Origin of the sequence: Latilactobacillus fuchuensis (assembly GCF_900258455.1) — a bacterium.
GTDB lineage: Bacteria > Bacillota > Bacilli > Lactobacillales > Lactobacillaceae > Latilactobacillus > Latilactobacillus fuchuensis.
In genome coordinates, this window is record NZ_LT984417.1 from 622,410 (window position 1) to 645,914 (window position 23,505).

A 23,505-nucleotide genomic window follows, 5' to 3' on the forward strand; every position below is an offset into this window, starting at 1 on the left:
AACGCATCAATTTCCGTTCAAATCGAAAAATGGTCTATTCCTAAAACAGGATAGGCCATTTTTCTGACTTGATAATCGCATTTTGTCACAGCTATGTGATAGTAACTCTTTACAAAGTTGTTACAGGATAATCGTGTTGGTTGTACTTTAGGCTATTTTCGAGTAGAATATGGTTGTATAAGTAGCGAAAAGTTGAGGTGTTGAGAGATGAATCTAGATAAGACAGTCCATTTTGATTTCGGTAAGAATAGCCCGAAAAATGTTCATGAAACATTAGAAACGGTTTATCAGACTTTAGAAGAAAAGGGCTACAATCCAATTAACCAGATTGTTGGATACCTGTTATCAGGGGATCCAGCTTACATTCCACGCTATAACGATGCGCGTAATTTGATTCGCAAACATGAACGTGATGAGATTATTGAAGAACTCGTCAAAAATTATCTTGATAAAGGAAACACGAAATAATGCGGTTAATGGGATTTGATGTTGGTTCACGTACGGTGGGAATTGCCGTCAGTGATTTGTTCGGTTGGACAGCACAGGGCGTTGAAATTATTCGAATTAACGAAGATGAAGCTGAGTTTGGGTTAGACCGGGTTAAAGAACTGGTCAAAGAACACCAAGTCACCGGCTTTGTTTTGGGTTTACCCAAGAACATGAATAATTCAATTGGTCCGCGGGCGATTAAAGCCCAAGAGTACGGCGAAATGCTCCAACAACTTTTTCCAGAAATACCGGTTGACTTTATTGATGAACGATTGACGACGGTTCAAGCCGAACGCATGTTAGTTGAACAAGCCGATACCTCTCGCAAGAAGCGCAAAAAAGTCATTGATAAGCTCGCAGCTGTCATGATTTTACAAAATTATTTGGATGCGCATGGTCGCTTAACGAAATTGTAAACACTAAATGGTCCACGAGACGCATTTAAATATAATCACTAGGGAGTTTTGATGAATGACTGACGAAAATAAGAACATCCACCAAGATGCAGAACAAGAAATTACATTAATTGATGATCAAGGTAACGAAGAATTATACCAAGTCCTCTTCACGTTTGATTCAGAAGACTACGGTAAGTCATACGTGTTACTATACCCAGCAAGCGCACAAGATGATGAAGAAGTTGATATCCAAGCTTTTGCATTCACTTCAGACGTTGAAGGCGATGCCAGTCAAGGCGACTTATTCCCAATCGAAGACGATGAAGAATGGGAAATGGTGGAAGAAGTCTTAAACACATTCTTAGCAGACGACAACATGCAATAGAGTGCTGCCAACCCGGGTAGCTTCTGAGTATAGCCTAGAAAAAGAGTGAATGACCTGAATTTTGGGCATTCACTCTTTTTCGTCGCTAGGCGGAGAGGCTTGCTTGAGAAGCACATTTTGGATAGAGTGTTCAACCCCACGGGAGCTTTCGAGCATTAGCCTAGTCTAGTGAATAAAGATCGTTTTTTGGTCTTTGTTTGCTAGACGTCGCTAAGCACAGAGAGCTGTGGGGATTGAACACGTTTTGGATAGAGTGCTGTGAGTTACGGTAAGCAACTGAGCATTAATAAAAATAGCACTTTAACCAGAATTGGTTAAAGTGCTATTTTTATTATTCGCTAAGCTAATGCTCGGAATCAAAGCGTGGGTTCCAGCACTTCTGTCATAACGTGCTTCTCAGCCAACTTCTTCCGTTTAGCTACGAATCGCAAATCATGACTAAAACCAGTCATAATTCACAATTCTAGGCTATACTCAGAAGTTCCCGGCCGAGTCAGCACTCAGATCATAACGTGCTTCTCGAGCAATCTTCTCCGCTTAACTACGAAATGCCAATCATGGTTAAGTTCGACCATAATTGGCATTTCTAGGTTATGCTCGAAGATTAACCGCTCGAGTCAGCACTCATACGATAACGTGCTTGCACCCACTGATTCTTGTGCTTAGCTACGTTTCGTAAACAAAGTCCAAAAGGCGGCCTTTATTCACGAAACTAGGCTAATGCTCGGAATCAAGCCGTGGGTTCCAGCACTTCTGCCATAACGTGCTTCTCAGCCAACTTCTTCCGTTTAGCTACGAATCGCAAATCATGACTAAAATCAGTCATAATTCACAATTCTAGGCTATACTCAGAAGTTAACCGGCTGAGTTAGCACTCATTTTAATAGTCCTTGTGCTTTTTGTGTGTTGCTGAAATGCAACTTGGCGAATTGGCCTAAATAGTCGAGGCCACCTTTGGCGAGTAAATCGGCGGCGATTTGGTCCACGACTTTATGGCTACCGACCGGGATTGTCCGGCCAGCTAATTGTGAGAGTTCTTGCATCGCAACGTTGGCGCGGTGGCGCGCGATGATTGATGCTGCCGCAACCGCGAGATGGAATTGTTCCGCTTTGGTTGAGAAATAAACATTTTCGCGGACGACTAGGGGTTCTTTTTGCAAGTAGCGATAATAAATATCGCGTGGTTCAAATTGATCAATCAAAATCCCGGCTGGTTTGTCTGGTTGAATCTGTTTTAAAACTTTTAATAAGGCAAAATTATGGCTGATCGCCTTCATTTTTTCGATGTTCATCTTCTCGTGAACTTCGTTGTATTTGGCCGGCATAATATTGACGATGTGGTGGGGCAGGCGGTCTATCATCTGGATGGCCATTCGATCAATTTGCTGATCGGTTAATGTTTTAGAATCGGCGACGCCTAAACCTCTGACGAAATCGAGGTTGGCTTGACTGACGTAAACCGCGGCAATTGTTAGGGGACCGAAATAACTACCGTTGCCGACTTCATCAGAACCGAGCACGGCCCAACTGGCAAAATCGGGTGGGAGTTGATCGCCTTTGGCCTTTTTAGTTTTTGGGGTGGTTGTCCCTGATTTAGCCGGGGCAACTGAGCCCCACTGTTGAGCGGCTTGTTGGGCACCAGTCCCTTGAAAAAGGACTTTGCCGGAACGATAGCCGGTCACACTGAGACTGCCAGCCTTGTGGGCAAAAACTGCACCAGGGGGTAATTGACGATTAGTCGGATATTGTGCTTGAATTGCTTTTAATTGGGTGGGACTCACTTGAATCACAGCTTGCATAATGGCCTCCAGGTCTGAATAATGACAGATAAATGGGTAAGATTGTCACTTTTGCTTATTTCATGATAAAATAGTTCAGTTGAACTAGCAAATTTTTATTGTGCTAGATAGTCGGTAATTAAAAATGATGAATGTCTTTAAGGGGATCATATGTTAAGTTTAATAATTATTTTAATGATGTTATATGCCGTTTATACGGGGGTTCGCCGGGGCTTTGTATTACAAATGGTCTACACGGTCGGGTATTTTATCGTCTTTTGGATTGCCCAAACACTTAGTCATACACTGGGTCCTCAGCTCAGTTTGTTAGTGCCGTACCCTTCTGCAACGGAAGATAGTTACTTTGCCTTTTTCCAAAAGAGCACGGGATTATCGTTGGATAAAGCTTTTTACGTCGGGGTTGCCTTTTTAATCGTGATGTTTATCGGTGGCTTATTGGTTCGCTTAGTCGGATTATTAGCCAACTCGTTGACCTATTTACCGCTATTAAAACAGTTTAACAAATTGTTGGGTGGTTTATTGAGTTTAGTGGTCGTTTACATTGGTATTTTTCTATTCTTATACGTGTTAGCATTGGTCCCAATCGACGGCTTGCAAAATACATTAGCCCACTCGTGGGTGGCTAAAACGATGGTCTTAAAGACCCCGATTTTAACCTCACAGATTACGCAGTGGTGGGTCGCTGGTTAGTAAACGAGTCTGACGATTAAGGTCAGACTTTTTTTAAAGGAGTTGGATTAGAATGAATCAAAAAATATTAAAAACATTAGAATATCAGCAAATCAAAAAAATGTTACAGGAACACGTTTTGACCGCTTTTGGTCAGGAAAAAGTGGCGCAACTCGCGCCAATCAATGATGCCGAATTGATTCAAGTCATGTTGAATCAAACCAAAGACGGTGTCGATATTGAACGGTTAAAGGGTGGCATCCCGCTACCTCAACTGGAAAACGTGCGGCCCCATTTAAAACGAATCGAAATTGGCGCGATGTTAAATGGTCGCGAACTGGCCCAACTGGGTCGGGTCTTGCGCGCAACCTCCGCAACGGTCCGCTTTTTTGAAGAGCTCGCTAAAAGTGAAATGCCCTTACAGGCACTGCCCGAATTGGTCGATCAATTAGTCACACTACCGCAGTTGACGGAACGCATCCGGAGTTCAGTCGCTGATGATGGTGCGGTCTTAGATACCGCTTCGACGAAGTTACGGGGCTTGCGGTCTGGCTTGAAACAATTGGAAGGTCAAATTCGCAGTCGGATGGATAGCTATACGCACGGCAGCAAGGCGAAGTATTTGAGTGATCCGATTGTGACGATTCGTAACGACCGCTACGTGATCCCGGTTAAACAAGAATACCGCGGTCAATTTGGTGGGGTTGTCCATGATCAAAGTGCCAGTGGTCAGACGTTATTTATGGAACCACAAGCGATTATGGATTTAAATAACCGTCTACGTCAAGTACAGATTGAAGAACAACAAGAAATTGAACGGATTTTAGCTGAATTATCCGAAGCGATTATGCCAGAACGGCACCAAATTTTGGCCAATGCTGAATTATTAGGTGAACTGGATTTCGTCAACGCCAAAGCGCAATTAGCCAAAACGCTCAAAGCGACTGAACCGTTGATTAATCTTGAGAACCACGTTGATTTAAAACAAGCACGCCATCCACTAATTGCTGCGGAGAAAATTGTGGCTAATGACATTACCATTGGAGCGGATTATCAAGCGATTGTGGTAACGGGTCCGAATACCGGTGGGAAAACCATCACGTTAAAAACGTTAGGCCTACTCCAAATTATGGCGCAGTCCGGCTTATTTATCCCGGCGCGAGAAGAAAGCCAAGTCGGGGTTTTCTCGGATATCTTTGCCGATATCGGTGATGAACAATCGATTGAACAAAACTTGAGTACCTTCTCGGCACACATGGAAAATATTATTCAGATTCTGGATCAAATTGATGACCATAGTTTAGTCCTATTGGATGAATTGGGGGCCGGCACTGATCCGCAAGAAGGGGCCGCTTTAGCGATTGCCATCTTGGATCAAATCGGGATTGTCGGGGCCAATGTGGTCGCTTCAACCCATTATCCAGAATTAAAAATTTACGGGTATAATCGGCCTCAAACCATCAATGCGAGTATGGAATTCGACGTGGCGACCTTGCAACCAACTTACCGGTTGTTAATCGGGGTACCAGGCCGCAGTAACGCGTTTGATATTTCAACGCGTCTTGGGTTGCCAGAAAGTATCGTCAATCAGGCCAAACAGTTGATGACTGATGACAGCCAAGATTTGAATAACATGATTACCGATTTGGAAAATCAACGTAAAGCCGCTGAAACGGAGTACCAAGCATTGCGGTATGAAGTCACTGAAGCGACCGATTTACACCAACAGTTAAGCACCGCTTATCAACAGTTCTTTGAAGATCGGGAAACCGAAATGACGAAGGCTAAAGAAAAAGCCAACCAAATTGTGGAAAAGGCTGAGGAAAAGGCCGATAAGGTGATTACTAATTTACGCCAGATGCAGTTGAATCAGGGCGCACAAATCAAAGAAAACCAATTGATTGATGCTAAAACAACCTTGAATGAGTTGCATCAAGAAACAGCCTTGAAGAAAAATAAGGTCTTACAACGCGCTAAACGCCAACAGACGCTCAAAGAAGGCGATGAAGTCTTAGTTACGTCATACGGCCAACGCGGGACACTATTGCGTCAAATTGATGCGCACAATTGGGAAGTCCAAATGGGCATCATTAAGATGAAGATTGACAGTGCCGATATTGAGAAACAAAAAGTGGTCGAAGATCAACGGCCACAACGCCAAGTCACAACCGTCAATAGTGGCGGTATGCGCCACATTAAAGCGCAACTTGACCTACGAGGCAAACGGTATGAAGAAGCAATGGGTGAAGTTGATCAATACATCGATGCCGCTTTGTTAGCCAATTATCAACAAGTGACGATTGTTCATGGTAAAGGGACGGGTGCGATTCGTCAAGGTGTTCAAGAGTATCTACAGGGCAACCGTCAAGTTAAAAAATACGAATATGCACCGTCTAATGCGGGCGGCAACGGGGCCACGATTGTCACTTTCAAATAATGCTGATTTTTTGTAAGCACATTAGTTGTTATTCAGAACTACAACGTGTAGACTAGCATTATGTGATAATAGGTTTTGAACAATCTAAATGAGGTGATCGTATGGTTGAAGCATTAACAGATAAGAATTTTGAAGCTGAAACAAATGAAGGGGTTGTTTTAACTGACTTTTGGGCAACTTGGTGTGGTCCTTGTCGGATGCAATCCCCAGTCATCGAAGAATTAGCGCAAACCAACGACAAAGTAAAATTTGTTAAGATGGATGTTGACGCTAATCCAGAAACACCCGCTAAGTTTGGCATTATGGCCATTCCAACGTTGATTGTTAAAAAAGATGGCAAAGTCGTTGAAACAATTACCGGCTTCCATAATAAAGAACAATTGAACCAAACTTTAGCACAATATATCGATTAATTTTAAAGCAGCCTTTTCGAAATGAATTCATTTTGAAAAGGCTGCTTTTTTGCTATATTACATTCGTGTGACAAAACTGTTAGTGGTTGTTGATAATGGGTTGTGGTAACTTTATCTACATAGTAATAGTAATGAAAACAGCACAATTAGAGAAGGAAATGGTGAAAATGGGACAAAAACTTCTTAATTTTTGGCAGCAGCCAATTGTCAATTTTATCGGTAGGACAATCATTTATTTTGTGATTCTTTTAATCCTACTCTATTTATACGACTATAGCGGTATCGGTAGTCCTAAATTTATCTATAACGAATTTTAGTCTGATCAAGGAGGCCTTAAATGATGAGGGCACATATTATTGAACGAATCGACACAATTGCAATTAATCAACCACAAACCGTGGCTTATCAATATGGCGCAGAACAACACACGTATGCGGATTTAAAAACCGCATCTGATCGCATTGCGCATTTCATCCAAGCCCAAGCATTACCAGCGGGGGCACCCGTGATTGTCTTTGGCGGACAACAATTCGAGATGGTCGCGACTTTCTTAGGGGCCGTTAAAGCCGGGCACGCTTATATTCCTGTTGAACAGCATTCGGATGCCGAACGGATTCAACAGATTGAATCGGTCGCGCAACCAGCCGCCGTTTTATCTTGGGTCCCAGAAGCCCAATTGACCGTTAAGGGGCCGGTTTATTCGGCAACAACCTTAGCCGAGACCATCGCGACTGGTGCCACTGATTACGATCAGAGCCAACAGGTCAGCGGGGATGCCAATTTCTACATCATCTTTACATCGGGCACAACTGGCTTACCAAAAGGGGTTCAAATCAGTGAAAACAACCTTTTGAGCTTCGTTCAATGGGCGAACCCGACTTTCGGAGTCGCTGATAATAGCCGAGTGTTAATTCAAGCGCCGTATTCGTTTGATTTATCGGTCATGGATTTATACCCCGGTTTGTGCTCAGGCGCAACCTTAGTCATTCTTGAAAAAGAAGTCACCAATAACTTTAAGCAATTATTTGAAGTCTTACCGACTTTGAAAGTCAACGAATGGGTGTCAACACCATCGTTTGTTGAGATTTGTTTATTAGCACCGACTTTCGATAGTCAACACTATCCAGAATTAACGCAATTCGTCTTCTGTGGTGAAGAGTTGACGCACCAAACCGCGCTGAAGTTATTAGAACGATTCCCAGAAACGAAGATTTTTAATACCTATGGCCCCACAGAAGCGACGGTCGCAATGACCAGCATCGAAATCACGGCGGACCTCTTGGCGCAATATGATCGGTTACCAATTGGTTACACTAAGTCTGATACGAAGACGTTAGTGGTTGATGAACAAAACCAAGTCGTCGCAGCTGACCAACCTGGTGAATTGTTAATCAGTGGGCCAAGTGTCTCGAAAGGGTATTTAAACAACTCAGACAAGACGACAGCGGCTTTCTTTGAAAAAGACGGCCAACGCTTCTACCATTCCGGCGATTTGGTCACGCAAGATCAATCAGGTCTAATCTTCTACAAAGGCCGGACCGACTTCCAAGTTAAAATGCACGGATACCGGATTGAACTGGAAGAAATTGATCATCATCTGGGACAACTCCCACAAGTCAAACAAGCTTGCACAGTGCCGCGTTACAACAAAGCACATCAAGTCACGCAATTGATTGCGTATGTCGTGCCAAATGCGGATCAAACTGGGGATGCGACTTTAACGAAGACGTTAAAAGCAGCCTTAGCTGAAAACACAATGGATTACATGATTCCCCAACGGTTTGTTTATCAAACGCAATTACCATTATCCGTCAATGGTAAGGTTGATCGGAAAGCTTTGATCACCGAGGTTAACGGCAATGCCTAATTTACAACCGTACGCGAATCCGACTTATTTCTTAATTTTAGGAGCAGCTTTAATCCCGTTGATCATTGGTTTTTTGAATGGTAAACGGTGGCACTTCTACGAAACACTTGTTTCATTAATCTTTTTAATCTTAATTTTTGACGGAGATAAGATTGAACAAGGTTATGCACTGATTGGTTATGTCTTGTTCGAAGGGGCATTGATCTGGGGATACACCGTTTATCGCCAGAAGAAAAACAGCACGTTACTCTTTAACTTAGCCGTCGTATTGGCGATTATGCCGTTAGTGATTGTTAAGTTTGTGCCGTTCCTCAATCCGGGCAGTAATTCAATCATTGGCTTCTTGGGGATTAGTTATCTGACCTTTAAAGCGGTTGGGATGATTATGGAAACGCGGGATGGCAGTATCAAAAAGTTCGAACCTTGGTTGTTCTTACAATTCATGCTATTCTTTCCAACGATTTCATCCGGTCCGATTGATCGTTACCGGCGCTTTAAGAAAGACTATCTGAAGATTCCAGATCGGGATCACTATATTGAAATGCTCGGTAAAGCCGTCCACAATTTAATGCTCGGGTTTGTGTATAAGTTTATCTTAGGCTATTTCTTTGGCACACTACTTTTACCAAGATTGGCGCATTTAGCAATGGCTAGTCGCGGAGGCTTCTTAGATCTTTCGTGGGGCGTTGTGGGTTATATGTACGTCTACAGTCTGTATCTCTTCTTTGATTTTGCGGGTTATAGTTTATTCGCCATCGGGACCAGTTACATCATGGGCGTCGAAACGCCAATTAACTTTAACAAACCATTTGCATCACCGAACATTAAGGAATTCTGGAATCGTTGGCACATGACGTTATCATTCTGGTTCCGCGATTACATCTACATGCGCTTAGTCTTCTTCTTGATGAAACATAAGGTCACCAAGAATCGCGTGTTAATCGCTAATCTCGGTTACTTAACCCTATTCCTATTGATGGGCTTCTGGCACGGCTTAACGTGGTATTACATCGCTTACGGGCTATTCCACGCCATCTGGATCATTTTAACCGATGTCTGGTTACGGTTTAAGAAGAAGCACAAAGATCAGATTATCAGCAATCGTTGGACCAACTACCTAGCGATTTTCGCAACGTTCAATACCGTTTGCTTTAGTTTCTTGATTTTCTCAGGATTCTTAGACAAACTCTGGTTCCACTAAAACTAATTTAATATAAAAGGGGTAATCATCATGGATATCGAAAACACAGTATTAGACATTTTAACGGACTTAACGGGTAATGACGATTTAAAAGACACGATGGATTTAGATTTATTTGAAACTGGCATACTCGATTCAATGGCAACGGTCCAAATGTTGTTGGAATTACAAGGTCAATTAGACATCGAAGTCCCAGTTTCTGAATTTGAACGGACTGAATGGGCAACACCCAATAAAATTATCGCTAAAGTAAAGGAACTTCAATAACATGTTTAAAAAGTTATGGCACATATTTGGACCAGTACTGGTTGCTGCGTTAGGTTTAATGGTTTTATTATTATCACCATTGCGTTTTGGCCGTCCAAGTGCCAAAACGTTATCAACGGCGGCGACTTCGATGTCGGCCAACGTGATTAAAGGTGAAGCGATTAAGGATGCCGCTTTTGATGCGAATTATATTCCGGTGATTGGTTCATCAGAATTATCGCGGATGGATCCTTTGCATCCGTCAGTCATGGCTACTAAATATAATTGGCAGAACAAGCCCTTTTTAATTGGCGCGCCGGGTACGCAATCCTTAACGCATTTCTTATCACTCCAAGCCAGCGGCAATCATTTGAATGGTAAGAAAGCCGTGGTGATTGTTTCGCCACAATGGTTTGTCCCTAAAGGGGTCAAAGCCAATATGTTCGATTTCTTCTATTCACCGTTGCAAACATCGTATTTCTTGTTGCACGCCAAGAACACGGCGGCCACACGTTATACGGCGACACGAATCTTACAATTAACGAGTGACACCACGAGTGGCGTTGTGCGGGATGCGTTGAAGAATAAGGCGTTGGGTTTACCATTAACGCAACCCCAAAAAGTCTACATCGCTAACGTTAAACGACCAGCACTCCAACATCAAGATCAATTATTTAGTCAATTATTCATTCACGGTCGGGAAAAATTTGTCCAAAAGGGCATTCAAAAATTACCGGCACAAGCGGATGATGTGCAGCTGAATACGGTGGCAACGACGCTGGGTCAACAAGCAACTGGCGATAATCCGTTTGGCATTAAAGATGATTTCTACAAAAAACGGGTATTACCACACGAAGCCCAATTAAAGGGTGTTCAACGGAATTTTAATTACGAAAGTTCACCAGAATTTGCGGATTTCCAATTAATGTTGACCTATTTTGCAGAACATAAAATGGACGTCCAATTCGTGATTCCACCAGTCAATGCACGCTGGGCTTCTTACACTGGGTTGTCACAAGGGATGTTGAATCGTTTTGATCAGAAAGTTCGTTACCAACTGCAGTCGCAAGGCTTTAACCATATTACAGATATGACTGAGGATGGCAATCAACCTTACTTCATGCAAGATACCATTCATTTAGGCTGGCGCGGTTGGTTAAAAGTCGATCAAGCTTTGAAACCATTCATGGCAACGAAAAAAGCCGGTAAAGTGAAGTACGATATCAACAACGACTTCCTAAGCCGAGCATGGCAAAATGTAGGCGGAGACCAAGTAGAAGACTTTGATTAGAGTGCTGACAAGCCGGTCAGCTTCTGAGTATAACCTAAAATAAAGCGGATATGACTGATTTTTAGTCATATCCGCTTTATTTGTAGCTAGACGGAAGAAGCTGGCTTGGAAGCACGTTTTGACCAGAGTGCTGACTTGAGCGTTTAAACTTTGAGTATAACCTAAAAATATCCCGGATGGTTGTTTTTTAACCATTCGGGATATTTTGTAGTTAAGCGGAAAAGTTTGCTCAAGAAGTACGTTTTAAAAACCAGAGTCTTTGTTGCCGTGGTCAGTTTCTAACCTCAAACTAAAAAGGGCTGTGACATAAGTCGTAGTATTCTAATATTAAATGAACATTATTTATTGACGCGCGCCAGAACTCATCAATTTCCGTTCAAATCAAAAATGCTGGTTATCCTTAGTTCGGGATAACCAGCATTTTCAACTTGATACTCAATTGATAACCGAGTTCTGTCACAGCTTGATTTTATATTATTGAATGTCCTTAAGCACTGATTTCGTCATTTCGGTATAGGCAATTGGGCCTTTGTACATCCAACTTGTTTTGGGACCGTAGCTGAAGAGTTTTTGATTCTTAACGGCCTTTAAATTTTGCCAGATGGGTTCATTGAACATCGCGGCACTCTTGTCACTGTTGACGAGGAAAATGTAATCGGCATCGAGTTCTGTTAATTTTTCAAGTGAGATTGGCGACCAGTCAGCGGTTGCTTTTTTAGAAATGGATTGGACTAGTGCGGGTTCTTTTAAGCCTAATTCTTGGTATAACAAGGCACCACTCGCGGCGTGGTCGTTGACGATGAAGGCTGAATTGTTAGTCACCCACAAGACAGCAGCCGATTGATTGGGCGCTTTTTGTTGGACCGTTTTACGGGCTTTAGCGCGTTGTTGATCGTATTTCTTGAGCACTTGTTTCGCCTTAGCCGTCTTGTTGACCGCCTTAGCGACGTCCATTAATTGGGTACGCCAGCTGACGGTATCGCCATTTTTAACGACGTAAGTAGGGGCTAACTTGTTGTATTGGGCGTATTTGCCACCTTGCACGGTGCTGCTAGTGCCAACCAATACTAAATCTGGTTTAGCCTTAGCGATTGATTCGTAAGGTAAATCATAATTAATCAATGGCACATCTTTCAGATATTTAGCAAGATAGTCTTGGCGGCTCGTGCCGTTTTTAACGGACCATTGGCGGACTGGTTGAATATCGAGTGAGACTAAGTAATCCTCGAGATACGAACCAATCACGCGTTTCGGATGCGTTGGCACTTTAACCTTGTGTTGCATGCTATCGGTTAAAGTCCGGGTCGTCGCCGTTTTGGTCGTGCTTTTATTTTGACAACCAGCTAATAATAAGCCGGTGAAGGTAATCGTTAATAAACTGAAGAAACGTGTACTTTTTTTCATAAACCCTCCAAAGGTAAAAAATATTTATTGAGAACAATTCTCATTATCAATGGTGATAGACCTTGTTGTCAAGGGCTTTTTACCAAATTGAGAGCGCTAACGGGTTAATGGCGAGGGATTGTCAACGCGCGCGCCATTTCTTATAATGAATTAGTACCGTTAAAAAACGGAAAGCGAGTCTTCAGCATGTCGATATTAAAGACTGAACAAGTCAGTGTGGGGTACCAACAACACTTAATTTTAAAAGCATTATCCATTCAAATTCCCAAAGGTCAAATTACGACGTTAATTGGTCCCAACGGCAGTGGCAAATCGACGTTAATTCGGACGATTGCCCGCTTATTGAAGCCCGCCAGTGGCACGGTCTTGTTTAACGGCCAAAATTTGGCCGAACAAAATTCCAAAGCCCTCGCCCAATCAATGGCGGTCCTACCGCAAACGGGGGAATTAATGAGCGACCTAACCGTGACGGATTTAGTGGCGTTTGGCCGGATTCCGTACCGCAAACCACTGATGCCGCTGTCGGCCAACGATCAACGTAAAATTGATTGGGCGATTGAACGGACGGGGTTAGTCGGTTTTGAGAACCGGTTCATCAGTACCTTATCAGGCGGTCAACGTCAACGGGCCTGGATTGCGATGGCGCTTGCACAAGATACCGAAATTTTAATCTTAGATGAACCAACGACTTATTTAGATTTAACGCACCAATTAGAAATCATGTTATTGATTCAAGATTTGAATCAAAACGAAGGCCGGACGATTATCATGGCGCTCCACGATTTGAACCACGCCGCCCGCTTTTCAGATCAACTGATTGCCTTAAAAGACGGTCAATTACAAGTCAGTGGCAGCGTTCAAGAGGTCATGACGCAGACCAACTTACGGCAGATTTTTAACATTGATGCGACCTTAGTTGAACACGATGGTCGGCCGTTAATTCTGACGTATGATCGCTGGAACGGGGCCGAAACAGATGAATAAACGCCATTTTAAAATTATTTTGCTGGGGAGTTTGATTTTGTTAGGCATCACTTTAGTGTTAGGGATTTGTTTGGGTGCCGCAACGGTACCGTTACAAACGGTCTGGCAAACGCTAGTCGATTATCACGCCAGTTCCTTAACCCAAGCAATCGTGCACACCATTCGGTTACCACGCGTGCTTGGCGCGGCGTTGATTGGGGCCAGTTTAGCGGGTAGCGGGGTGATTATGCAAGACTTAACGCATAATCCGTTGGCTGATTCTGGCTTACTCGGTATCAACGCTGGTGCGGGCTTATTGTTAACGGTCAGTTTTATTTTCTTCCCGAAGATGGGTCCGGGTGGCACGGCGTTATTCTCGTTCACCGGAGCATTATTCGCGGCGTTATTAGTCGTGGCCATTAGTCGGACTAAAAGTGGCAGTCAAACGACGACCGTGGTGTTAGCCGGGATGGCGATTAGTAGTTGCTTAGTCGCGTTGAGTGAAGGCCTCGCGCTAGTGATGCAACTCAAACAGGATTTAGCCTTCTGGCATTTTGGTGGCGTGGCGGCGATTAACTGGGCACAACTCAGTGGCTTAGGCCCCTGGTTAGTCTGTGGCTTGTTAATCAGTCTCTTATTAGCCCCACAGTTACACTTATTGCAATTGGGCGATGAATTAGTCCTCAGTTTAGGCCGGAAGACCGGTTGGATTCGCTTAATCGGTTTTGGTTGTGTCGTGATTCTAGCGGGCGCATCGGTCGCCTTGGTCGGTTCGGTTGGGTTTATCGGGTTAATGATCCCGCACATTGCGCGCTTTTTAGTTGGGCCGGATACACGTAAAGTGATGCCGATTAGTCTGTTATTGGGTGCGAGTCTAGTTGTCTTAGCTGATTTAGTCGCGCGGACGATTAACGCACCACAAGAGATACCATTTGGGATTATCATCGCGATTATCGGGGTGCCATTCTTTATTTATTTAGCACGACGGGAGGGACGCCAACATGGTTAAACAACAGCCGAAACGCTTTACGAGTTGGTTAATCGGTCTCGGTCTATTGATCGTCGTCGTCAGTCTGATTAGTTTGCAGACGGGCGAATTAACGATTGGCTGGCAAGCAATTGGGCAACTAATCCGCGGTCAAGGTAGCGCGCAAGACGCCTTAATCCTAGTCGATTTTCGCTTACCGCGAATTGTGGTCGCGATTCTAGTCGGTTTTGCCTTAGCACTGGCCGGCGAAGTGTTACAAAGTACCACGCAAAACGCATTGGCTGATACCGGCTTCTTAGGGATTAATGCCGGCGCGGGGATTGCGGTCATGTTATTCATCGCTTTTGCGGCTAATCAGAGCAGTCAGCTATTTCTACTGCCGATTCTGGCATTAGGTGGTGCGCTCATCAGTGCGGCGATTATCTTTCTGGGTGCGTATCAAAAAGGGCGGGGGATTACGCCTAATCGGTTATTATTAACCGGGGTTGCACTCTCCACCTGCTTTTCGGCATTAATGGTCTTATTAACCTTGAAGTTATCACCAGATAATTATCAATTCGTGATGACCTGGTTAGCTGGCAGCATTTGGGGCACGAGTTGGCCGTTTGTCTGGGCGCTATTACCGTGGCTACTGTTATTAATCCCGTTCATCATGAGCAAACAACGACTCTTAGACGTCTTAGTTCTTGGTGACGATAGCGTGCAATCACTTGGGATTCAACTCCAAAAAGAACGACTATTATTGATTGGCGCCGCTGTGATGTTAGCGGGTGCGAGTGTGTCAATCAGTGGTGGGATTGGCTTTATCGGCTTAATCACCCCCCACATTGCGCGGCGGATTATCGGATCACAACATCGCTATCAACTGTGGTTGACCGGTTTGTTAGGGAGTAGTTTTTTATTGATTGCCGATACACTCGGTAAGGTGCTCAGTCCAACCACTGAATTACCGGCCGGCGTGTTAGTCGCGTTGATTGGCGCCCCGTATTTTATTTACCTATTAATTAAAACCGACAGATAAGGAGACTTTAGATGGTATACGACGTAACGATTATCGGTGGCGGGCCTGCCGGGTTATACGCGGCGTTTCAAGCTGGTTTATATGGTTTGAAAGCGCAATTACTAGAAGCGAGTCCCACTTTAGGCGGTAAAGTGGTGACTTACTCAGAACGCGTGATTCACGATATCGGGGGTCAGCCGAGTATCAGTGGACACCAGTTGATTCAGAATCTGCAAGCACAAGTACAACTTTATCCGCTGCCCTTGCGGACGGCAACCCTCGTGACGGATGTCAGTTATGAGGCGACTGCGGCGATTTACAACGTGCAGACTGCTGAAACCACGTACCAAACGAAAGCGTTAGTGCTCGCGATTGGTGGCGGGATGGTCCGCCATAAGCCTTGGCCGTTATTAGCAGAACAGACCTACACCAATGTTAGTTACGTACCACAGAATCCGGCCGCTTATCATGAGCAATCGGTTTTATTAGTCGGGCCGGGCTATAATTTGATGGCTTTGGCGCCCCATTTAATCGCAACCGCCAAAGAGGTGCATTGGATTGTCGCCAAGCGACCATTTGCGACCGAAGCAGAGGAACAAGACTTCTTAACAACTTATCCACAAATTGATTACCAAGTCCAACCGATTCTAAGTTATCAACAGGCTAATGGTCAATTGACGGCCGTTACCTTAGCTAATCAACAAACCGTGGCCGTCGATACGGTCGTGGCGAGCTTTGGCTACCGACGTTCATTGGACACGCATACCGATTGGCAATTAACCCCAGACCAACTAGCGACGCCTTTGGTCCAACCAATTGGCCAGCAAGTCGGCACTAAGATTGGGGTTAGTTTAATTGCGAATGCCTTCCAGGAAGGCACAGTGGCGATGGCGACGATTGCCCAACAACTGCACCCAACCGAAAAAGCCCCGATGGTCACCACCCATAATCAGGACTTTGACCAGATTAATGCGGCTTATTGGACGGCGGAATAAAGGCCAAGGAGGTTCTGGACGTGAAAACGAATAAAATTAAGCTTATCGAAAAAGATCAATCAAACAGGGTGAACCAAACGAGTAATCAGGCTCGCCGAGAAACTGAAAGTTCAAGTTTGCCAATGCTTAATGAGGTGAGTGAACTAATGAAAGATTTAATCGGGGATGAAGATTAAACGATGACTTTAAAAATAAAAGCGGCCAATCCTAATTTCTCAGGATTGACCGCTTTTATTTGTGTTTAAATTGTTAATCAGATTTCTGTATTTCAATCAGCCGATTGAATGGTACAATAGCCGATATTCTCTATTTACGTTCAAATTAACTAAGGGTTATTACAATGAATTCTATGTCCACATGCTAGCGAATGAAATTCCGATACCAGATCGTCAAATTAAACAGTATGAAAAGCGTGGCATTCGAAGCCAAGTACTTGTTTAAGAGGAAACAGTAACGCATCGATATTTTAAAAAATCAGGTTTAATACTTGCAATTCTAATGGTTGTCGCATTAACTGGATTCTTATTACTTTTAGTTTGGGCTTTTTTACTAAACCGAATTTACAATCTAAGTGCAAGACTAATTGAATAGAAACGACTAATATAATTCAAGATTTAGTTTATATGTGAAAGCAGTATTTATTATTGGGAACTTAAACTTCAAGGAATGTGTCTGGAATATTGAAATTGGAGTGGTAATTGATTATTCAACTAGACGATCATCCATAAATTCAAACATTTAAGTGCAAGAAATATCATTTATAGATTTTGTAAAATAAAACGTCAATGTTGAAAGATAATAGAAATCTATGAACTTTTTAAGTAAATGATTTTTCAAGCATAATAATGTTTTCTTGGAGTATACTTAAATTTTTTTTTCGCTTTAAAGCAATTAATAATAAACGTAAAAAATGATTATTATTTGTTGTGAAAGACAGGTACATGGAACGTATATAAGATTTTTCGGCCTTTTTCAACTTACCTTGAAGCGTCATAATTTCTCCCAACTCAAAGTATATCTCTGCTGATCTGTATATTGTCTTTCGAGAAGATTCAAATAAGATCCCTTTTTCAGCAAGGTTGACAGCGTCTTCGTATTTTTTTAATGCTTTTAAATTTTTGCAAGCATTGTAATAAATTGTTCCTAGAGTTTGAGTTGAAAGTTGCATTTTAATATGGTCAATATTGTTATAGGCAATTTCAAATAAAATGGAAGCTTTCTCATATTTGTTAGTCAAATAATAACAACTTGCAGCTCCAGCAATAAGTAGTGTTTCAATTTTTGAAAACTGTTTTTTATGTTTGGGGAAGTCAAAAATTGATTGGAAGGACGTTATGTTGGTTTCCTGTAATGCAAGTCTATATATATCCAAGGCTTTTGACGGATTTTTTTCGTAATAATTTATGTAAATCCCTTTATAGCAAAGAAATTGTTGCTTTGAAATTGGATTATTGCAGTATTTATTTAAAATATCGTTCGTTAATAAGAATGCCATTTTGCTGTAATTACGGCAATTAACTAAAGACTCTAGTTCATTTAATATAACGTTGACCTGCCGTTCTTGATTTTCATAGAAGTTACTTTTTTCAAAGACATCTAACGAGATTCCCAATTTATTACTAATCATTGTTACCATCTCGATAGAGGGCACTCTTAATCCTTTCTCAATTAGACTAATATTCCCTTGGGAACAGATACCTTGAGCTAATTCAGTCTGAGTTAGGTTTTGATAGTTTCGATAGAAACTTATTATTTCACCAATTTGCATTCAAGCATCCTCTCCGAATTATTACTATTGTAATATGATGTATTTCTACAAATTGATTATACTCGTTTAGAATGCAAATTGTTAGATAGGTGAGGGAGATTTGAAGATGAGAATATTATTAGTTAATGGTTATGCAGAACATGTTGATAGCAATGGAGGACTAAATAAGTTATTGTTTCATACATTTATGAATGGTGTTAGGAAAGAAAATGAGGTTAGAGTTTCTAATATTGAAGAATATCAACCAATTGATGAAGTAAATAAGTTTCTATGGGCAGATTTAGTATTTTTTCAATTTCCAATTTATTGGTTTCAAGTACCTGGTAAGTTAAAACAATATTTAGACGATGTGTTCATGTACAGTGAGTTTTATGGCTCATCTGTTCATTATGGTGATGGTGGCATGATGAATGACACGAAGTACATCATGTCTACCACTTGGAACGCTCCAGAGTATGCTTTTAATAATGTGAATGAATTCTTTGAAGGTAAAAACGTAGATGACGTGTTATTTCCATTATATTGTGCTTTTAAATATTGTGGATTTAAACCACTGGTTCCTCAAAAACGTTCTTTATCGTTTCATGATGTCGTAAAGGATCCCAATACTCAGGAATACGTCGATGAAATACAGAAGTTTATTAGCAATAGTATCAGTAAATAAAAGGAGGGAATCATCATGGAAACAATCTTAGTTGCTGGTGGTGCCGGATATATTGGATCACATATGGTGTATTACTTAATTGATAAAGGTTTTGATGTCGTTGTTGCAGATAACCTTTCTACCGGGTTTAGAGAATCAGTTCATCCTAAAGCCAGGTTTTATCAAGGTGATACTAGAGATAAAACGTTTTTAAGAAAATTATTTGTAAAAGAACAAATAGATGCTGTAATTCACATGGATGCTTATTCAATTGTTCCAGAGTCTGTCGAAAATCCATTAAAATATTTCGATAATAACGTTATTGGAGTTATCTCGCTATTAGAAGTAATGAAAGAATATGGAATTAAACGGATAGTATTTTCGACAACTGCGGCAGTTTATGGCAGATCAGAGTCGAAATATATACTAGAAGACAGTTCTAAAAATCCAATTAATCCGTATGGTGATAGTAAATTAATGATGGAACGTATTATGCATTGGGTTGATCAATCTGATGGGATTAAGTATGTTGCACTTAGGTATTTCAATGCGGCCGGTGCTCACCCAAATGGACAAATTGGGGAAGCCCATAGTAATGAGACACATCTCATACCCAATATTTTAAAAGTGGCCGCTGACGATAGTCTTATGTTCCATATCTACGGTAATGATTATAAAACGCCTGATGGAACAAATGTTAGAGATTATATTCATATTTTAGATTTAGCTGAAGCCCATATTTTGGCATTAGAATATATGAAATCGGGTAATCCAAGTACAGCATTTAATTTAGGGTCTAATCAGGGTTATTCAGTTAAAGAGATACTTGACGCCACTAGAGAAGTTACGGATAAAAAAATACCTACAACTATTTCACCTCGAAGGTCAGGAGACCCAGATGTATTGGTAGCAGATAGTAAAAAAGCAAGAGAAATTCTCGGCTGGACCCCTCAATATAGTGATATCAAAGATATTATTAGAACAGCTTGGAATTGGCATAAAAATAACCCCAAAGGATATATAAAATGAAAATAGCTTTGATTGCACATAATAACAAAAAACAAGAACTGTTGAATATAGCACAACAATATAGTCAGGTTTTAAAAAAACAAGAGTTGTTTTCAACAAAGCAAACTGGAATGGAAATCCATAAAATTGGTATTTCTGATATCAAGTTATTTAAAAGTGGTCCAGAGGGGGGCGATATTGAGGTTGCAAATATGATATTAAAGCACGATTTAGATGTTTTATTATTTTTGATTGATCCGCTCAGCTCTCATCCGCATGAAAATGATATCCAAATGTTGGTTAGAATATCGAATCTTCATAATGTTGTGTTTGCAACCAATAGTGCAACAGCAAGAGTAGTGCTTAATTCACTACAAAAGCATTGTTAATGAGGTGAGTTCATGAGTAAAAATATTCTGACATTTGTTGCATCGACTGGAATTCAGAAAACAAAGTTAAGTCGTGAATGCCCTTTTTGCTCTATCGATCACTTGAGTGATGTGATTGATATCCATGGAGAAATGATTCTATTAAAGAATAAGTACCCTACATTAGAGAAGGCTAGTCAATTAGTATTGATAGAGTCGAAAAAGCATGATGGCGATATATCGAATTATGAAATAAATGAATGGGAGCATATACTGAAATATGCTATATGTAGTTGGGAAGGGTTACTAAATTCGGGAGAGTTCAAAAGTGTTTTATTGTATAAAAATTTTGGACCAGAATCGGGTGGTTCACAAACGCACCCGCACATGCAGATAATTGGATTAAAGAATACAAATGGCTATAAAAACATTAGAGGTGATGATTTCGGTGGTTCGATCCTTTATCAAGAAGCTGGCGTGATAGCAAATATATCGACATATCCTATCATGGGCTTTTTCGAGACAAATATTATTTGGAATACGCAACAAGCAATGCCTGTAGCAGCAAGAATAATACAAGAGACGGTCAAGTTCGTTTTGAATAAATATTATAAAGGTCTCTGTAACTCCTATAATCTTTTTTTCTATAAAATCGATAATCAATATATTTGTAAAGTCGTTCCAAGATTTGTTGCATCACCTTATTTCGTTGGTTATAGAATTGGTCAAAAATTTGACGATGATTATGTACGGCATATCAAAAATGAATTTCTTAAATTTATTAGTAATTTACAGGAGGCATAGGAATTGAAAAATATTATCGTAACTGGTGGGGCAGGGTTTATAGGCGCTAATTTCGTACATTATGTGGTGAACAATCACTCCGACGTTCACGTGACAGTTTTGGATAAATTAACTTACGCCGGAAATGTGATGAATTTAGCCAATTTACCTTCTAATAAAGTTGAACTGATAGTAGGAGATATTTGTGATGTTGAGTTAGTTGATAAATTGGTTCAAAAAGCTGATGCAGTCGTACATTATGCTGCTGAAAGTCATAATGATAACTCATTGGTAAATCCAGCACCATTTATCGAAACCAATATCATGGGGACTTATGTTTTAATTCAAGCATGTCGTAAATATAATGTACGGTTTCATCAAGTATCAACTGATGAAGTGTATGGCGACTTACCACTACGTGAAGAGCTACCAGGTCATGGTGATGGCATCGGTGAAAAATTCACTCCTGATAGTAGATATAATCCAAGTAGTCCATACTCAGCCTCAAAAGCAAGTTCTGATATGTTAGTGCGTGCATGGGTTCGTTCGTTTGGATTGAAAGCAACTATTTCAAATTGTTCGAATAATTATGGGCCATATCAGCATGTTGAAAAGTTCATTCCACGGCAAATTACGAATATCTTGAGTGGTATTCAACCTAAATTGTACGGAAACGGTCAAAATGTACGTGATTGGATTCATGCGGATGACCACTCGAATGCAGTATGGACAATATTGACGAAGGGAGAAATTGGAGAGACTTATTTAATTAGTGCTGAGGGAGAGAAAAATAATAGAGAAGTATTAGCGTTAATTCTTGAATTAATGAATCAACCTCAGACAAACTATGAAATAGTGAGAGACCGTGCTGGTCATGATTTACGCTATGCCATAGACTCAGAGAAACTGCGTAAAAAATTGGGATGGAAACCAAAATACACCGATTTTAAAGTGGGATTGCAAAATACAATAGATTGGTATCAGGAACATGCGGATTGGTGGCAAAGACAAAAAGCTGGTGTGGAAGCTAACTATTCGAAAAATGGCCAATAAATGGTCATTTTTCGAATAGATTTATTTTTGAACTGTCCCCAATAATTGGAGATAATTTTATACAGCTAACTGGCTGGCGAAATTCCGGTATTGTACCGATATTTTGCCAGCCAGATTTGTTCTAATATGGCGGTTATTATAATAGTCGTCGTATTCAATAAAGGTTTCTTTAAGTATTATACGTGTCATATCGGTGATTGTGGACTGATCCTACTTTGAAGATGTGTTATCTAAACAAGTTAACTTATGGTTCATAGATGAACGGAATAGTCTAGTTTTACTTTCATATAAAATTCGCCAACCCTATGCTTATTATGTGAATCTGTCAAACCTAATACGAGTTACCCTAATTCAACGGTCCAAAAGTAAAGTGGGTCGCAATTAAACCGTAACCTAGATTTAAATCCCGTAACCGTTTTTGATCAGTGCTTTTTAAAGTTTGTTCAATGAATTGATACAGACTGCGATTGGCAGTTGGAAGGCTCATGGGCACAATGAAGTTGTTGTGGCAGACCTGATAAAAATCAGCGCAGACTGTAAATTCATCAGTACCGGCCATCAATGCCTCGGCACTTTTTAGGAGTGCTTGACGATACGCTGCTGGTTGATTCGATAAGTCCTCTTGGTAAGCACTGTCGATTAAAGCGAATAATTGATTATTTTCCAATGATTAACACTCCTTTATTTAGTAGCCATATCTAGTATTAGAGAGGGCTTGTAATTGGTTTAACTTTTCGGTTTGTTTTGCGTTTAAAGTCATTTGATTGCTTCGAATCGTGTTGGCAATTGAAATATTCATGCGACTTAAAATAAAAGGTACTGCTGATTCTTGCTTGATTAATTCGTGTTCGTATTTATTAAGAACAACTAATAATGGCGCGTTTTGTGCATCAGTCCCCAAGGCGTTTAATAATGCCGCAATCAGTTTAATTGCTTCCGCAGAACGGTCGGTACCGCCTGAAAACCATTTTAATAATCCCATTGTTTGATACTCCTTTGTTGATTAATCAATTATGGTAAAACGTGACCATTTTAGTGCGATCGTAGGGGCTGCTGGTTTGAATCTGGTCAAAAAGATTGTTGGCTTCTGATGATAAAATCATTTTTTGACCGCTAAAGCCACCCCTTAGAAGAATAATTTGACTGATAAAGTCACTAGCGCCGGTCGCAACGATAAAGCGATTGTTGTCGTCATTAACAAGATTAAAGAAAGTAGTTGTCGCAATTAATGCTTGTTGTTTTTCGGACGAATTGGCTAAGGTTTCGAGTGCCCTATGAAAGGCAATCAGTTTATTTTTTAGGTCGTCTGTTGAATTCAAAATAGGTCCTCGCTTTCA

27 protein-coding genes are annotated in these 23,505 nt (G+C 41.2%); 21 read left to right on the plus strand and 6 right to left on the minus strand.

What is annotated here, in order from left to right; genetic code table 11:
* The first annotated feature begins 207 nt into the window (after positions 1 to 207).
* The 3 genes from LFUMFP_RS02855 to LFUMFP_RS02865 are packed head-to-tail and all read left to right on the plus strand — an operon-like array spanning position 208 to position 1,272.
* Entirely contained in the window at positions 208 to 468 is a 261-nt protein-coding gene (locus LFUMFP_RS02855) for an IreB family regulatory phosphoprotein (RefSeq protein WP_025083429.1), read from the plus strand.
* Positions 468 to 905, plus strand: coding sequence for a Holliday junction resolvase RuvX (ruvX, locus tag LFUMFP_RS02860; RefSeq protein WP_025083428.1), 438 nt, complete (start codon positions 468 to 470; stop codon positions 903 to 905). Before LFUMFP_RS02855 ends, ruvX begins: the two co-directional genes overlap by 1 nt.
* Positions 906 to 960: 55 nt before the next feature.
* Entirely contained in the window at positions 961 to 1,272 is a 312-nt protein-coding gene (locus LFUMFP_RS02865; protein ID WP_025083427.1) for a DUF1292 domain-containing protein, read from the plus strand.
* Positions 1,273 to 2,147: 875 nt separating this feature from the next.
* Here the strand turns inward: LFUMFP_RS02865 and rnhC are convergent.
* Complete coding sequence (rnhC, locus tag LFUMFP_RS02870) at positions 2,148 to 3,071, minus strand: ribonuclease HIII (RefSeq protein WP_056950797.1); 924 nt, start codon at positions 3,069 to 3,071, stop codon at positions 2,148 to 2,150.
* Between the two features lie 150 nt (positions 3,072 to 3,221).
* Between rnhC and LFUMFP_RS02875 the strand changes: the two genes are divergently transcribed.
* The 8 genes from LFUMFP_RS02875 (at position 3,222) to dltD (ending at position 11,195) form a co-directional block, all read left to right on the plus strand.
* Complete coding sequence (locus LFUMFP_RS02875) at positions 3,222 to 3,761, plus strand: CvpA family protein (protein WP_025083426.1); 540 nt, start codon at positions 3,222 to 3,224, stop codon at positions 3,759 to 3,761.
* A 52-nt stretch (positions 3,762 to 3,813) separates the two neighbouring features.
* On the plus strand, positions 3,814 to 6,177 hold the full coding sequence (locus tag LFUMFP_RS02880; RefSeq protein WP_056950799.1) for an endonuclease MutS2: 2,364 nt from the start codon (positions 3,814 to 3,816) through the stop codon (positions 6,175 to 6,177).
* A gap of 101 nt (positions 6,178 to 6,278) precedes the next feature.
* Positions 6,279 to 6,590, plus strand: a complete 312-nt coding sequence (gene trxA, locus LFUMFP_RS02885) for a thioredoxin (protein ID WP_025083425.1) — start codon at positions 6,279 to 6,281, stop codon at positions 6,588 to 6,590.
* Positions 6,591 to 6,757: 167 nt separating this feature from the next.
* Complete coding sequence (locus LFUMFP_RS02890; protein WP_025083970.1) at positions 6,758 to 6,907, plus strand: teichoic acid D-Ala incorporation-associated protein DltX; 150 nt, start codon at positions 6,758 to 6,760, stop codon at positions 6,905 to 6,907.
* Between the two features lie 23 nt (positions 6,908 to 6,930).
* Entirely contained in the window at positions 6,931 to 8,457 is a 1,527-nt protein-coding gene (gene dltA / locus LFUMFP_RS02895) for a D-alanine--poly(phosphoribitol) ligase subunit DltA (RefSeq protein ID WP_025083969.1), read from the plus strand.
* Positions 8,450 to 9,658 (plus strand): D-alanyl-lipoteichoic acid biosynthesis protein DltB, encoded by a 1,209-nt coding sequence (dltB, locus tag LFUMFP_RS02900; protein WP_025083968.1) that lies wholly within the window; start codon positions 8,450 to 8,452, stop codon positions 9,656 to 9,658. Before dltA ends, dltB begins: the two co-directional genes overlap by 8 nt.
* A gap of 30 nt (positions 9,659 to 9,688) precedes the next feature.
* Complete coding sequence (gene dltC / locus LFUMFP_RS02905; RefSeq protein ID WP_035439317.1) at positions 9,689 to 9,925, plus strand: D-alanine--poly(phosphoribitol) ligase subunit DltC; 237 nt, start codon at positions 9,689 to 9,691, stop codon at positions 9,923 to 9,925.
* A gap of 1 nt (position 9,926) precedes the next feature.
* Positions 9,927 to 11,195: a D-alanyl-lipoteichoic acid biosynthesis protein DltD gene (dltD, locus tag LFUMFP_RS02910; RefSeq protein ID WP_025083966.1), complete on the plus strand. Its 1,269-nt coding sequence runs from the start codon at positions 9,927 to 9,929 to the stop codon at positions 11,193 to 11,195.
* Between the two features lie 474 nt (positions 11,196 to 11,669).
* Here dltD and LFUMFP_RS02915 read toward each other — a convergent pair whose 3' ends face one another.
* Positions 11,670 to 12,599, minus strand: coding sequence for an ABC transporter substrate-binding protein (locus LFUMFP_RS02915; protein ID WP_025083965.1), 930 nt, complete (start codon positions 12,597 to 12,599; stop codon positions 11,670 to 11,672).
* A gap of 186 nt (positions 12,600 to 12,785) precedes the next feature.
* Between LFUMFP_RS02915 and LFUMFP_RS02920 the strand changes: the two genes are divergently transcribed.
* Genes LFUMFP_RS02920 through LFUMFP_RS09800 form a run of 5 tightly spaced genes read left to right on the plus strand, consistent with a single transcriptional unit; the run spans position 12,786 to position 16,721 of the window.
* Complete coding sequence (locus LFUMFP_RS02920) at positions 12,786 to 13,583, plus strand: ABC transporter ATP-binding protein (RefSeq protein WP_025083964.1); 798 nt, start codon at positions 12,786 to 12,788, stop codon at positions 13,581 to 13,583.
* On the plus strand, positions 13,576 to 14,571 hold the full coding sequence (locus LFUMFP_RS02925; protein WP_106483022.1) for a FecCD family ABC transporter permease: 996 nt from the start codon (positions 13,576 to 13,578) through the stop codon (positions 14,569 to 14,571). The genes LFUMFP_RS02920 and LFUMFP_RS02925 overlap by 8 nt, the downstream gene beginning before the upstream one ends.
* A complete protein-coding gene (locus tag LFUMFP_RS02930; RefSeq protein WP_106483023.1) occupies positions 14,564 to 15,571 on the plus strand; it encodes a FecCD family ABC transporter permease in 1,008 nt (335 codons plus the stop codon). Before LFUMFP_RS02925 ends, LFUMFP_RS02930 begins: the two co-directional genes overlap by 8 nt.
* An 11-nt stretch (positions 15,572 to 15,582) precedes the next feature.
* Positions 15,583 to 16,545, plus strand: coding sequence for an NAD(P)/FAD-dependent oxidoreductase (locus tag LFUMFP_RS02935; protein ID WP_106483024.1), 963 nt, complete (start codon positions 15,583 to 15,585; stop codon positions 16,543 to 16,545).
* A gap of 20 nt (positions 16,546 to 16,565) precedes the next feature.
* Complete coding sequence (locus LFUMFP_RS09800) at positions 16,566 to 16,721, plus strand: hypothetical protein (RefSeq protein ID WP_158697717.1); 156 nt, start codon at positions 16,566 to 16,568, stop codon at positions 16,719 to 16,721.
* A gap of 641 nt (positions 16,722 to 17,362) precedes the next feature.
* Here LFUMFP_RS09800 and LFUMFP_RS02940 read toward each other — a convergent pair.
* Positions 17,363 to 18,313, minus strand: a complete 951-nt coding sequence (locus LFUMFP_RS02940) for a helix-turn-helix domain-containing protein (protein WP_106483025.1) — start codon at positions 18,311 to 18,313, stop codon at positions 17,363 to 17,365.
* 106 nt (positions 18,314 to 18,419) lie between these two features.
* Here LFUMFP_RS02940 and LFUMFP_RS02945 point away from each other — a divergent pair, with 106 nt between their 5' ends.
* Genes LFUMFP_RS02945 through rfbB form a run of 5 tightly spaced genes read left to right on the plus strand, consistent with a single transcriptional unit; the run spans position 18,420 to position 22,168 of the window.
* Complete coding sequence (locus tag LFUMFP_RS02945; protein WP_106483026.1) at positions 18,420 to 18,977, plus strand: NAD(P)H-dependent oxidoreductase; 558 nt, start codon at positions 18,420 to 18,422, stop codon at positions 18,975 to 18,977.
* 15 nt (positions 18,978 to 18,992) lie between these two features.
* Positions 18,993 to 19,985: a UDP-glucose 4-epimerase GalE gene (gene galE / locus LFUMFP_RS02950; RefSeq protein WP_106483027.1), complete on the plus strand. Its 993-nt coding sequence runs from the start codon at positions 18,993 to 18,995 to the stop codon at positions 19,983 to 19,985.
* A complete protein-coding gene (locus tag LFUMFP_RS02955; protein ID WP_106483028.1) occupies positions 19,982 to 20,353 on the plus strand; it encodes a methylglyoxal synthase in 372 nt (123 codons plus the stop codon). The genes galE and LFUMFP_RS02955 overlap by 4 nt, the downstream gene beginning before the upstream one ends.
* A gap of 12 nt (positions 20,354 to 20,365) precedes the next feature.
* Positions 20,366 to 21,136 (plus strand): DUF4931 domain-containing protein, encoded by a 771-nt coding sequence (locus LFUMFP_RS02960; protein WP_106483029.1) that lies wholly within the window; start codon positions 20,366 to 20,368, stop codon positions 21,134 to 21,136.
* A gap of 3 nt (positions 21,137 to 21,139) precedes the next feature.
* Positions 21,140 to 22,168: a dTDP-glucose 4,6-dehydratase gene (rfbB, locus tag LFUMFP_RS02965; protein WP_106483030.1), complete on the plus strand. Its 1,029-nt coding sequence runs from the start codon at positions 21,140 to 21,142 to the stop codon at positions 22,166 to 22,168.
* A 346-nt stretch (positions 22,169 to 22,514) separates the two neighbouring features.
* Here rfbB and LFUMFP_RS02970 read toward each other — a convergent pair whose 3' ends face one another.
* From LFUMFP_RS02970 to LFUMFP_RS02980, 3 genes are read right to left on the minus strand one after another with little or no spacing between them, the layout of a single operon-like run.
* On the minus strand, positions 22,515 to 22,835 hold the full coding sequence (locus LFUMFP_RS02970; RefSeq protein ID WP_106483031.1) for a bacteriocin immunity family protein: 321 nt from the start codon (positions 22,833 to 22,835) through the stop codon (positions 22,515 to 22,517).
* Positions 22,836 to 22,853: 18 nt separating this feature from the next.
* Positions 22,854 to 23,150, minus strand: coding sequence for a bacteriocin immunity family protein (locus LFUMFP_RS02975; protein WP_106483032.1), 297 nt, complete (start codon positions 23,148 to 23,150; stop codon positions 22,854 to 22,856).
* Positions 23,151 to 23,175: 25 nt separating this feature from the next.
* Positions 23,176 to 23,487, minus strand: a complete 312-nt coding sequence (locus LFUMFP_RS02980; protein ID WP_106483033.1) for a hypothetical protein — start codon at positions 23,485 to 23,487, stop codon at positions 23,176 to 23,178.
* Between the last annotated feature and the right edge of the window lie 18 nt (positions 23,488 to 23,505).

Bases quoted from the DNA above. Each gene is read 5' to 3' on its own strand.
- LFUMFP_RS02855 (WP_025083429.1), top strand. From the start codon at position 208: ATGAATCTAGATAAGACAGTCCATTTTGATTTCGGTAAGAATAGCCCG.
- ruvX (WP_025083428.1), top strand. From the start codon at position 468: ATGCGGTTAATGGGATTTGATGTTGGTTCACGTACGGTGGGAATTGCC.
- LFUMFP_RS02865 (WP_025083427.1), top strand. From the start codon at position 961: ATGACTGACGAAAATAAGAACATCCACCAAGATGCAGAACAAGAAATT.
- rnhC (WP_056950797.1), bottom strand. From the start codon at position 3,071: ATGCAAGCTGTGATTCAAGTGAGTCCCACCCAATTAAAAGCAATTCAA.
- LFUMFP_RS02875 (WP_025083426.1), top strand. From the start codon at position 3,222: ATGTTAAGTTTAATAATTATTTTAATGATGTTATATGCCGTTTATACG.
- LFUMFP_RS02880 (WP_056950799.1), top strand. From the start codon at position 3,814: ATGAATCAAAAAATATTAAAAACATTAGAATATCAGCAAATCAAAAAA.
- trxA (WP_025083425.1), top strand. From the start codon at position 6,279: ATGGTTGAAGCATTAACAGATAAGAATTTTGAAGCTGAAACAAATGAA.
- LFUMFP_RS02890 (WP_025083970.1), top strand. From the start codon at position 6,758: ATGGGACAAAAACTTCTTAATTTTTGGCAGCAGCCAATTGTCAATTTT.
- dltA (WP_025083969.1), top strand. From the start codon at position 6,931: ATGAGGGCACATATTATTGAACGAATCGACACAATTGCAATTAATCAA.
- dltB (WP_025083968.1), top strand. From the start codon at position 8,450: ATGCCTAATTTACAACCGTACGCGAATCCGACTTATTTCTTAATTTTA.
- dltC (WP_035439317.1), top strand. From the start codon at position 9,689: ATGGATATCGAAAACACAGTATTAGACATTTTAACGGACTTAACGGGT.
- dltD (WP_025083966.1), top strand. From the start codon at position 9,927: ATGTTTAAAAAGTTATGGCACATATTTGGACCAGTACTGGTTGCTGCG.
- LFUMFP_RS02915 (WP_025083965.1), bottom strand. From the start codon at position 12,599: ATGAAAAAAAGTACACGTTTCTTCAGTTTATTAACGATTACCTTCACC.
- LFUMFP_RS02920 (WP_025083964.1), top strand. From the start codon at position 12,786: ATGTCGATATTAAAGACTGAACAAGTCAGTGTGGGGTACCAACAACAC.
- LFUMFP_RS02925 (WP_106483022.1), top strand. From the start codon at position 13,576: ATGAATAAACGCCATTTTAAAATTATTTTGCTGGGGAGTTTGATTTTG.
- LFUMFP_RS02930 (WP_106483023.1), top strand. From the start codon at position 14,564: ATGGTTAAACAACAGCCGAAACGCTTTACGAGTTGGTTAATCGGTCTC.
- LFUMFP_RS02935 (WP_106483024.1), top strand. From the start codon at position 15,583: ATGGTATACGACGTAACGATTATCGGTGGCGGGCCTGCCGGGTTATAC.
- LFUMFP_RS02940 (WP_106483025.1), bottom strand. From the start codon at position 18,313: ATGCAAATTGGTGAAATAATAAGTTTCTATCGAAACTATCAAAACCTA.
- LFUMFP_RS02945 (WP_106483026.1), top strand. From the start codon at position 18,420: ATGAGAATATTATTAGTTAATGGTTATGCAGAACATGTTGATAGCAAT.
- galE (WP_106483027.1), top strand. From the start codon at position 18,993: ATGGAAACAATCTTAGTTGCTGGTGGTGCCGGATATATTGGATCACAT.
- LFUMFP_RS02955 (WP_106483028.1), top strand. From the start codon at position 19,982: ATGAAAATAGCTTTGATTGCACATAATAACAAAAAACAAGAACTGTTG.
- LFUMFP_RS02960 (WP_106483029.1), top strand. From the start codon at position 20,366: ATGAGTAAAAATATTCTGACATTTGTTGCATCGACTGGAATTCAGAAA.
- LFUMFP_RS02975 (WP_106483032.1), bottom strand. From the start codon at position 23,150: ATGGGATTATTAAAATGGTTTTCAGGCGGTACCGACCGTTCTGCGGAA.